This is a genomic window from Rheinheimera sp. (assembly GCF_020217005.1).
Classification (GTDB): Bacteria; Pseudomonadota; Gammaproteobacteria; order Enterobacterales; family Alteromonadaceae; genus Pararheinheimera.
In genome coordinates, this window is sequence record NZ_JAIWOI010000241.1 from 1 (window position 1) to 10,000 (window position 10,000).

Genomic DNA, 10,000 nt, shown 5'->3' on the forward strand with positions numbered 1-10,000 from the left:
TGAGGCCTTATCGTCAGCACCTTCCAGCTTGATACTGGTTTCAGGTGCCTTCATGGCTCTACGATAGTCGTAGCTCTCAGGGTCCATATCAACAAACTCACCAGTATTCAGGTCCACTAAACGTTCCTGAATATGCTTGCTGTACAGCTCTTTGATGTTACCTTCAGATAACAAGCCTGTGACCGCCAGAACGTTCTTCTGAGAATCCAACAGCTTGTTTTCAACCTGCTTTGGTCTCAGCTGAACTGCAGCAGTTGCCACTAAAATTGCACAAACCAAACATAAAGCAATGACCACAAAAAAGGTTTTGCCAATACTATCGTTATTACTAAACATTACGGGCAAGCCTCCGATTGATATTCGCCTGAGCCACCATATAGTCAAACAATGGTGCAAATAAGTTAGCGAACAAAATTGCTAACATCATACCTTCAGGGTAAGCAGGGTTGACCACACGGATCATCACTACCATAAAACCAATCAGGATACCGTAAGCCCATTTGCCTTGGTTTGTGAAAGAAGCCGATACAGGGTCTGTTGCCATAAAGAACATACCTATAGCAAAGCCACCTAACACTATGTGCCAGTACCAAGGCATAGCAAACATAGCATTGGTCTCAGAACCTATCATGTTGAACATGCTAGCGAAAATGATAGTACCCACCATAACACCAGCCACAATGCGCCAAGAGGCAATACGGAAGTAAATTAAGGCTAAACCACCAATCATCAGAGCTAAGAAGGACGTTTCACCTACTGAGCCTGGGATAAAGCCGTAAAACGCATCCCACCACTGAGCATTAATTGACCAATCAGACACTTCGCCATTGACAGCTTTAGACAACCAGGTCGCGCCAGAGAAACCATCAGCTACAGTCCATACTTTGTCGCCTGAAATCTGTGCTGGGTAAGCAAAGAACAGGAAAGCACGGCCGGCTAAAGCTGGGTTTAGGAAATTACGGCCTGTACCACCAAAAACTTCTTTCGCTACAACCACACCAAAGGTGATACCTAAAGCGGCTTGCCACAGAGGAATAGAAGCTGGAAGAATTAAGGCGAACAAAATAGAAGTAACGAAGAAGCCTTCATTGATTTCATGCTTACGCACAGAAGCAAACAACACTTCCCAGAAACCACCGACAACAAACACAGTGGCATAAATAGGCAGGAACCAGCAGGCACCGTACCACATTTTGCTGCCCCAGCCAGATTCAGCAGTCAATTCACCACCGAGTAACTGGAACAAAGCCACCTGCCAGGTGTCAGGCATACCAAAACCAGCCTGCAGCGCGATAACCGCCTGATGACCAATGTTGAACATGCCAAAAAACAGTGCAGGAAATAACATTAACCAGACAAAAATCATGATACGTTTCAGATCGATACTGTCACGCACATGAGTACCAGCCTTAGTCACCAGACCAGGGGTATAGAAAATTGTTGCAGCAGCTTCATATAAAGCATACCACTTTTCGTATTTGCCACCTTTTTCAAACTGCGGCTCAATACTTTCTAAAAAATGCTTTAAACCCATTTTTAGCCTTCCTTCTGGATTGTCGTCAGGCAATCACGCAATGCCACGCCATAGTCATATTTACCAGGGCATACAAAGGTAGATAATGCCAAATCTTCTTCATCCAGCTCTAAACAACCTAAAGAGACCGCGCCATCTGTATCACCAACCAGCAGGTCACGTAATAACAGGGTTGGCAGAATATCCAACGGCATTACGCGCTCATAGTTACCTATTGGTACCATGGCTCGTGACGAACCGTTAGTAGTAGTGGTCATATTAAACAGGCGTTTAGGATTTAAGTGAGCTAAATAAGCACGGGTTACAGAGAATTTATCCGCACCAGGCATAGCCCAGCCTAAAAACTCTTTGTCATAGCCTTCCGCCAGCACAGAGACCTGGTTGTGGAAACGGCCGAGATAACCATGCACGCCAACAGCTGTAGCGCCTGATAATACAGAACCTGAAATGATACGGTTCTGACCATCTTGCAGCTCACCTGCAGTCAGTTCAGCAATAGAAGCACCCAGCACAGTTTTCACTAAACGTGGATTTTTCACTACAGGACCGGCTAAAGAGATCACGCGCTCTGCATTCAGTTGACCTGAAGTGAAAAGTGCACCAATAGCTATCACGTCCTGATAGTTAATATGCCAAACCACTTTTTTAATGCTGACAGGGTCGAGGAAATGGATATGAGTACCAGGTAAACCAGCTGGGTGTGGACCGTCAAACTCTTCAACCTGCACTGCAGGCACTGAAGGGACGTTGCTACCCGCCTTTTTACACAGATAGACTTTCTCAGACAAACGGGATAACACTGTTAAACCATTGCTGAAATCTGCACTGCGCGTTGCTATAACTACTGCCGGATCAGCAGCCAGTGGATTAGTATCCATTGCTGTGACGAAAATAGCTCTTGGTGTGCTGTCAACGGCTGGCGAAGTGCTGAAAGGTCTGGTGCGTAATGCAGTCCACAAACCTGAACCTGTTAAGTTCTTCTTCACTTGCTCAGCAGTTAACGAAGCCAGTTCTGCAGCAGAGAATGAATCAAAAGTGACAGAGTCGTCACCATCGGCTTCAATTACAACAGACTGCAACACACGCTTAGCACCGCGGTTGATTTCTTTCACTGTACCGGCAACAGACGCCGTGAAAAATACACCAGGGTTCTTTTTGTCTTCAAAAAGAGCCTGACCTTTTTTCACACGGTCCCCAACCTCTACCAGCATTGTAGGACGCATACCGACGTACTCTTCGCCTAGTACAGCAACGTGTTTGATGGACGGACCATCATGTATGTCTTGTTTGGGACTGCCCGAAAGGGGAATGTCCAATCCTTTTTTGATTTTTATCATACGTACTTGCACTTTTAACGGGAAGAAACAGGGCCTGGTTTATCGGCTGCTCGCCGCGCGTAGCATCCGGGACCTCAACAGCCTAACCTCTGTTGCAGGTGGCGGACACACGTACCAAAGTCGCGGATTCTAGCACTAAACATAAGTGCTATCTATGTTAATCAGCAAAATTATCCGGCATTTCAGCCGACTGAAGCTGAGTGTAGACAAGTTTTACAACTTTGCCTTTCGCCGGAGCAACAGTGCGGCCAAAATCCGAAAAATCCTTACAAAACCAGGAATAATTAATAAAAAAGCCGCATTACGCGGCTTTCAAAGTTACTGAACCAAATTTTTCAGCGGCAACAACGCCTGTACATCAGCATCATAATCGACATGGCTGTAACCAAATCCAAACAAACGCAGAAACTCGTTGTGGTAGCCTTTATAGTCGGTCAGATCGTCAATGTTCTCTGTGGTCACCTGGCCCCATAAGTCTTTTACTGCAGACTGGATATGCTCCGACAATTCTTTACCATCCATTCGCAAACGACCGGCTTCATCTAAAGTACGGTCTTTGTTATAGAGCGCTTGTTGAAACAAACCATAAATCTGCTCAATACACCCTTCATGAGTGCCTTCTTGCTTCATTACCCGATATAACAAGGAAATGTACAGCGGCATAATTGGAATAGCAGAGCTTGCCTGTGTCACTAAAGCTTTTAATGAAGCAACATAAGCGTGACCTGACACTGAATCCAGTTTTTTGGTGATAGCAGTAGCAGCACGGTCTAAATCTTCTTTAGCTTTGCCTATGGTTGCTTTGCCATAAATTGGCCAGGTTAACTCCTTACCAATGTACGTATAGGCAACGGTCTGGCAACCTTCTGCCAATACGCCAGCCGCCTGCAATTGATCCAACCAGCGCTCCCAGTCTTCACCACCCATCACTTTAACCGTATTGAAGATCTCTTCATCAGAGGCAGGCTCAACAGAAACGTTCTCGATTTCACGCTTGCTGGTATTAAGTGTTTTGGCTGTGTACGCCTGAGCTATTGGCTTTAATACAGAGCTGTAAACTTCACCTGTCACAGGATCTTTACGACGCGGCGCAGCCAAGCTGTACACTACTAAATCAATTTTGCCCATTTCTCTGCGGATCAAATCAATGGCCTGAGATTTTAATTCGTCGGTAAAAGCGTCACCGTTGAGGTGCTTATTCCATAGACCCTCAGCTGCTGCAGCCTGCTCAAAAGCCACGGTGTTATACCAGCCGGCAGAAGCGGTTTTACCTTCGCTAGGTTCTTTTTCAAAGAAAATACCTAAGGTCTTTGCGCCCGAAGCAAAAGCAGATGTAATACGAGACGCCAGGCCATACCCTGTAGATGCGCCTATCACTAATACATTTTTTGGACCATCGGCCACTGGTCCTTGCGCTTTGACATAGTCAATTTGTTCTTGCACATGGGCTGCACAACCGACCGGATGCGCGTTAGTGCAAATAAAACCACGAATTTTAGGTTGGATAACCATAACAAAACCTATTGTTGGTTGAAAATTGTCAGCTAGTTTAAGCCGTTAGCTTAAAAAACAGGTCTGATCAGCAAAAATAGCAGTATTGTGGACTCAAAAACAAGAACTTAGTCGCGGCAGACAGTATCAGTAAAAGAGCTGCAACAGACAAAATAAAAGCGTCGTGCGACGCTTTTATTATATGAGGATCTCAGGCCTCAGGTAGTGCAGTTTTCTCTCTTTTACTGCCGCCAAAACATTTAGGCGAGGCTGGTGGTTTTTCAGCGTAATATTCATACCACTCACCAGGTGTATAAGTATGTAAAGCTAAAGCGTGGATCTTTTCGGCTAACTCCTCCGCCAATATTGCATTTACTGCCCTGTGGCGGTTTAACAATCTCATGCCGTCAAAGGCACTAGTCACAATGACCACTTTAAAATGTGACTGTGCCCCCGGTGCCACACTGTGCATATGGCTTTCATTGACCACGTCAAGGAACACAGGATCAAATGCGCTCAATAACTTCTGTTCTATTGCGGTATGAACCAACATAGCTAAACCCTTTTGTTGCTCCCTCTCCTCTACTCTAGTTAAGGCGATGCACCTTGTCAGCCCGCTTTTCTGCAAAAACGAACAAAAACCTGCTAAGCGACTGCTGCCATAGAGAAAATATAATTAAGTTGTTTTTTGCTTGATTTCACGGAAGGTCAGGTTTATGCGACCTTGATTTGCCGCAGCCATTTTAGCAACTCTGTGCTGCCAAAAGCGCTGGCAAGGACCTGCCATCAACAACAGGGAGCCGTGCCCAAGCTCAAGTTTCAGCTGTGTATTTAAGCTCTTATGTTTTAAATCAAAAAATCGTTTTTGCCCTAAACTTAATGAAGCGATCTGAGGGTTATCTCCCAGTTCAGGCTCATCATCGCTGTGCCAGCCCATATGCTGCTGACCGTCTGAGTACCAATTAAGCAGCACTGAATTAAAGCGGCACTGACACAGCAGGTTGACCTGCTCAGTGAGTTGTTTCACGACAGGATGCCAGAGTACTGGCTCAAACAACACTCCCGAATATTTATAACTACAGTGCGGATCGCCCATCCATACCTGACGCCTCGGAATTCGCACCGCTTTGCCAAAAATTTTAATCTCAGGCTGTTGCCAGTCTAATTGACCGGCTAAGTACTGATAACAGCGATCTGCCTGCTCCGAAGACAACCAATCTGGCCAAAACTTCAGCTCAGCATCTGGTAATACGAAGTGTTGCAACGATCCATGGTTGTCGCTCTGGTGTGCTCGTGTCAAAATACAACCTTCTCTTCTACAAGTTGAATGGCATGAATACTATTTTTACCGTCGCTGACAAGCAACTGCAGCTGGACAGATTACCACTTGGCCAAAGCAATCGCAGCTTACAAGCCTGGGATGCAGCGGATGAATTGCTGCTGCTACAGGCTTTGCCTCTGTTACAAAACAACGCCGGATTAAAAATTTTAATAATGCATGATTTATTTGGCGCTTTGTCCTGTGCCTTAGGTGATTATCCGCACACTCAGCAAAACGACTCGGTATTAAGCCAGCAAGCCACAGCGCACAACAGGAAACAAAATGCCTTATCTGCTGAGGCAGTCAGCTATATCGACAGTGTTACGGCTCTACCTGATGGACTGGATCTGGTGTTGTTAAAAGTGCCAAACAATCACGGCTATCTGCGCTTTATGTTGCAGCAGTTAAGCCTGGTTGTAAGGCCTGACACCATAGTGATAGCCGCGGCCAAAGCCAAAGATATTCATAAAAATTTACTGGCTATTTTTGAGCAGGAGCTTGGGCCGACCAACGCCTCGCTGGCACAAAAGAAATGCCGCACTATACATTGTACTCCTCGTGGAGAAGCAAGAACCTTTACCTATCCCATTCAATGGCAATTACCAGACTATCAATTAACACTGGTTAATCACGCGAATGTGTTTGCCAAGGAACAACTGGATATAGGTGCACGTTTCCTGTTGGAACATTTACCTGTGCTGGCCCCCGGGGTTAAGGTTGCAGATTTAGGCTGCGGTAATGGTGTGCTTGGACTGGCGTTATTAAAACAGCAACCTGAAGCTCATATAATTTTTACTGATGACTCTTTTATGGCAGTTGCATCATCCAGAGCTTCAGTTACAGCCAATGCGCCTGAACTATTGTCTCAGGCGGAGTTCAGAACAGACGACTGTTTAGCCAGCCAGGCCGATCAAAGTCTGGATTATGTAATCTGTAATCCACCTTTTCATCAACAACAGGCTGTGACTGAACATATTGCATGGCAAATGTTTAACGATGCTAAACGCTGTTTAAAACCCGGCGGTAAGCTACGTATTGTCGCCAACAGGCATTTACCCTATTACGAAAAAATGACGGTACTGCTGGGTGGCTGCCGCCATATTGCCAGCAATAATAAGTTTGTGATCCTCGAATCTACCAAAAGGAAATAACTATGCACCTTTTTAAACGTCCAGTTATAGCTTCGGCTTTAGTGGCCTTCAGCCTGGTTTTAACTGCCTGTAGCAGCACATCATCTTCTTTTTTAGTCACACCTCAAGTGTTCTGGAATCAAAGCAAAGCTCTGGCTGGCGCAGAGTTCGTGTTAACTGTAGTAGATCAACGCCCCTCCGATCAGACGCTGTTTTTACGCAAAGGCACTGCCGTTACCAGCCTTCCGACCAGCAATAACCTGGCGCAGCAACTGGAATCTACGTTGACGGACGCCATGACAGCGCAAGGAGCAAAATTAACCTCCAGTAGCGTCACTACTATGACAGTTCAGATCCTGAAATTGTCTGCTGACGCCGATCAACGCACTGTTGAGCATCTGGTCAAGAACGATGTAGAACTGCGAATTGAAATCCAAAACCACAATGGTTCTTTTGACAAAATCTATGCGGGAAAAAGTAGCTTCTCTGGTCCCTTCAAACTAGACAATGCAGCGGCTGAAGTGAAACTGCGGGTGTTAACTGAACAAGTTCTGGCCGAGTTACTGAACGACAGCACCTGGCACCCCTACGTGAAGGGCTAAACTATGCGTCTTATTACTTTAGCTCTGATTGCTCTGTTTTCAGTCTCTGCTGTGGCTGCTGTCGACATGACCAAACCAACGGGAAAATTTGTACAACAAAACAACTTATTCCCTAAAGTTAAGCTAGTGACTTCGGTAGGTGACATCGTTGTGGAATTGGACAGAACCAAAGCGCCACTAGCGGTGAATAACTTCCTGAGTTACGTCAATATCAAAGCTTATGACAATACTGTATTTCATCGGCTTGAGCCTGAGTTTGTGGTTCAGGGCGGAGGTTATAAGCCTGATATGGCACCTGTGGCTGAATTTCCTGCTGTTTTTAACGAATCAGGTAATGGTGCAAAAAATCAGTTTGGCAGCATAGCTATGGCCCGTAACAACGATCCACACAGCGCCACCAGCCAATTCTTTTTTAACCTCAATGATAATCCAAGTCTGGACCCTGGCAAAAACTGGGGTTATACAGTCTTTGGTCAGGTGCAGGATGGCTTTGAAGTGCTAGATAAAATGAAGTTGCTGGAAACTCATACTGATGAAACCACAGGCTGGCAAAATGTGCCTAAACAACCAATTATCTTAAAACAAGTGATTTTACAGCCAGAACAATAAAGCCCGACTATACTTGCTCTGAGCACACAGAGCTGGCGTGGTGCCAGCTCTGACAGGGATCAGACCTATGTTAGAGCCCTTTATTGAACAAAAATCACGACAGTTAATTTTTTACTTATCACGTTTTTTGCGTGGTCGTCTGCCACACAAAGAACTGCATATATTCGTCTGGGATACACTGGAAGAATGGTCTCAGTTACGAGTCAGAAGCTGGAAACCTGAAACTCTGCGTGAACAGGTGTTCTGGCATTTACTTTATCAGATCGAATACTGGTCAGAACCTGAACTAAAACAAAACACCAAAGTACGCCGTGAGTTACAGTATTGTCTGAGCTTTTTGCACGGTTACGGACAATTGCCTTGTTATTGTGTGGGTGTCAGACCTTGATCTAATTTATTGAAGCTGTAAGCTGGTTCCATCTTTATTTGTCCGGGCTGCCGTCTTGTCTGCTATCTCTGCTTTTTTCTCCTCGTTACAACTCTATTGCCAACGTCGGGTTTTGACCATTTTTATCCTGGGTTTTTCTGGTGGTTTACCTTTAATGCTGGTGTTTGGCGTATTGTCATTCTGGCTTAGAGAAGCCGGAGTGTCCCGCGAACAAATAGGTTACTTCAGCTGGGTAGTGATGATTTATGCCATTAAATTTATCTGGTCACCTTTAATTGACCATCTCAGCTTACCTGGTCTGAAACAATGGCTGGGACGCAGGCGCAGCTGGCTGATACTGTCGCAAAGTCTGGTGATTCTGGCTGTATTATTGATGGCAAGCCTGGATCCACAAACAGAATTAAAATGGATGGCCTTATGCGCTGTTTTGCTTGCTATAGCCTCAGCGACACAGGACATCACTATAGATGCTTATCGTATTGAAGCAGCACCAGAGCAATTACAAGCTGTTTTGGCTGCTGCATATCTGGCCGGCTACCGTCTGGCCATGATTTTCTCTTCAGCTGGCACTTTATGGATAGCAGCGTTATTCAGCAGTTCAGAAACTGGCTACGATCTACATGCCTGGCAGTCTACTTATCTGGTGATGGCCGCTTGTATGGCTTTAGGTTTACTCACTACCCTACTTTCGCCTGAACCTGTGGTCGAGCAGCAGGTGAACACCCCTTCCATCCATAGCTCCATCAGTAAAAAACTGCTGAATTGGCTCAAAGTCGCTGTGATCGGCCCTTTTGTTGATTTCTTCAGCCGCCATGGCCTGAATGCATTACTGATACTGGCGTTGATCGCCTGTTACCGGGTGTCCGATGTGGTCATGGGGGTAATGGCCAATGTGTTTTACGTCGACATGGGGTTTAGTAAAGAAGAAGTTGCTACTGTATCAAAAATATTCGGCGTACTGATGACTTTGCTTGGTGCGGCTTTAGGCGGTTTACTGGTCAATAGCTTTGGCACACTACGCATTCTGTTTGTTGGCGCCTTGCTTAGCTCATGTACCAATTTGCTTTATTGTTATCTGAGTACCCAGGGTCACAACATTCCATTGCTGATTGCAGTTATTTCTGTCGACAATTTAAGCGCCGGCATTGCAACCAGTGCTTTCCTGGCGTATTTATCGTCCTTGGTGAATTTAGCTTTTACCGCAACTCAATATGCCCTCTTTAGTTCCCTGATGTTATTACTGCCTAAGTTTCTCGGTGGTTTCTCAGGAGGCTGGGTAGAAGTGATGGACTATCAGGCGTTCTTTGTTATGACCGCTTTGATGGGACTACCAGCTCTTATCATTTGTTTTATTCTGATCAAAAAAACGCCGCATTAAAGCGGCGTTTTTTTCAAGATAAGAGCAAATTAAGCTTCAATCAGAACTTGCTTTAACCCATCCATAGGATCTATGGCCAAAGCCTGGCAATAACGAACATATTCAACGACATCAAGACGACGTTCCTGATTCTCCACTTTACCGATAAAAGAATGCGGAGTGCCCAAAATTTCTGACAAACTACGCATGGTATGGCCTTTCTCCTGACGC

Annotated in this window: 11 protein-coding genes and 1 pseudogene; 5 read left to right on the forward strand and 7 right to left on the reverse strand. The window is 45.4% G+C overall.

Annotation, left to right across the window (positions count from 1 at the left end):
- From LDL40_RS11780 to LDL40_RS11805, 6 genes and pseudogenes are all read right to left on the reverse strand, one after another.
- A pseudogene (locus tag LDL40_RS11780) lies at positions 1-336 on the reverse strand (Na(+)-translocating NADH-quinone reductase subunit C); the annotation flags it as partial.
- Positions 329-1,534, reverse strand: coding sequence for an NADH:ubiquinone reductase (Na(+)-transporting) subunit B (locus tag LDL40_RS11785; protein ID WP_300995572.1), 1,206 nt, complete (start codon positions 1,532-1,534; stop codon positions 329-331). The gene LDL40_RS11785 and the pseudogene LDL40_RS11780, both read right to left, overlap by 8 nt.
- Before the next feature lie 2 nt (positions 1,535-1,536).
- On the reverse strand, positions 1,537-2,871 hold the full coding sequence (locus LDL40_RS11790) for a Na(+)-translocating NADH-quinone reductase subunit A (protein WP_300995573.1): 1,335 nt from the start codon (positions 2,869-2,871) through the stop codon (positions 1,537-1,539).
- A gap of 318 nt (positions 2,872-3,189) precedes the next feature.
- Entirely contained in the window at positions 3,190-4,383 is a 1,194-nt protein-coding gene (gene fabV, locus LDL40_RS11795) for an enoyl-ACP reductase FabV (protein ID WP_300995574.1), read from the reverse strand.
- 190 nt (positions 4,384-4,573) lie between these two features.
- Positions 4,574-4,915, reverse strand: coding sequence for a BolA/IbaG family iron-sulfur metabolism protein (locus LDL40_RS11800; RefSeq protein ID WP_300995575.1), 342 nt, complete (start codon positions 4,913-4,915; stop codon positions 4,574-4,576).
- A gap of 123 nt (positions 4,916-5,038) precedes the next feature.
- Positions 5,039-5,662 carry an alpha-ketoglutarate-dependent dioxygenase AlkB gene (locus LDL40_RS11805; RefSeq protein ID WP_300995576.1) on the reverse strand — a complete coding sequence of 208 codons (624 nt, stop codon included), beginning with the start codon at positions 5,660-5,662 and terminating at the stop codon, positions 5,039-5,041.
- 32 nt (positions 5,663-5,694) lie between these two features.
- Between LDL40_RS11805 and LDL40_RS11810 the strand changes: the two genes are divergently transcribed.
- The 5 genes from LDL40_RS11810 to LDL40_RS11830 all read left to right on the forward strand — a co-directional run bounded on the left by LDL40_RS11810 (position 5,695) and on the right by LDL40_RS11830 (position 9,790).
- Complete coding sequence (locus LDL40_RS11810; protein ID WP_300995577.1) at positions 5,695-6,834, forward strand: methyltransferase; 1,140 nt, start codon at positions 5,695-5,697, stop codon at positions 6,832-6,834.
- A gap of 2 nt (positions 6,835-6,836) precedes the next feature.
- Positions 6,837-7,415 carry a YajG family lipoprotein gene (locus LDL40_RS11815; protein WP_300995578.1) on the forward strand — a complete coding sequence of 193 codons (579 nt, stop codon included), beginning with the start codon at positions 6,837-6,839 and terminating at the stop codon, positions 7,413-7,415.
- 3 nt (positions 7,416-7,418) lie between these two features.
- Positions 7,419-8,024, forward strand: a complete 606-nt coding sequence (locus tag LDL40_RS11820) for a peptidylprolyl isomerase (RefSeq protein WP_300995579.1) — start codon at positions 7,419-7,421, stop codon at positions 8,022-8,024.
- A gap of 67 nt (positions 8,025-8,091) precedes the next feature.
- The gene (locus LDL40_RS11825) at positions 8,092-8,412 is read left to right on the forward strand and encodes a hypothetical protein (protein WP_300995580.1); all 321 of its coding nucleotides are present in this window, start codon (positions 8,092-8,094) and stop codon (positions 8,410-8,412) included.
- A 55-nt stretch (positions 8,413-8,467) separates the two neighbouring features.
- The gene (locus tag LDL40_RS11830) at positions 8,468-9,790 is read left to right on the forward strand and encodes an MFS transporter (protein ID WP_300995581.1); all 1,323 of its coding nucleotides are present in this window, start codon (positions 8,468-8,470) and stop codon (positions 9,788-9,790) included.
- Positions 9,791-9,819: 29 nt separating this feature from the next.
- Here LDL40_RS11830 and LDL40_RS11835 read toward each other — a convergent pair.
- Positions 9,820-10,000 (reverse strand): helix-turn-helix transcriptional regulator (locus tag LDL40_RS11835; RefSeq protein ID WP_300995582.1); only part of this gene is annotated, 181 nt, incomplete at its 5' end.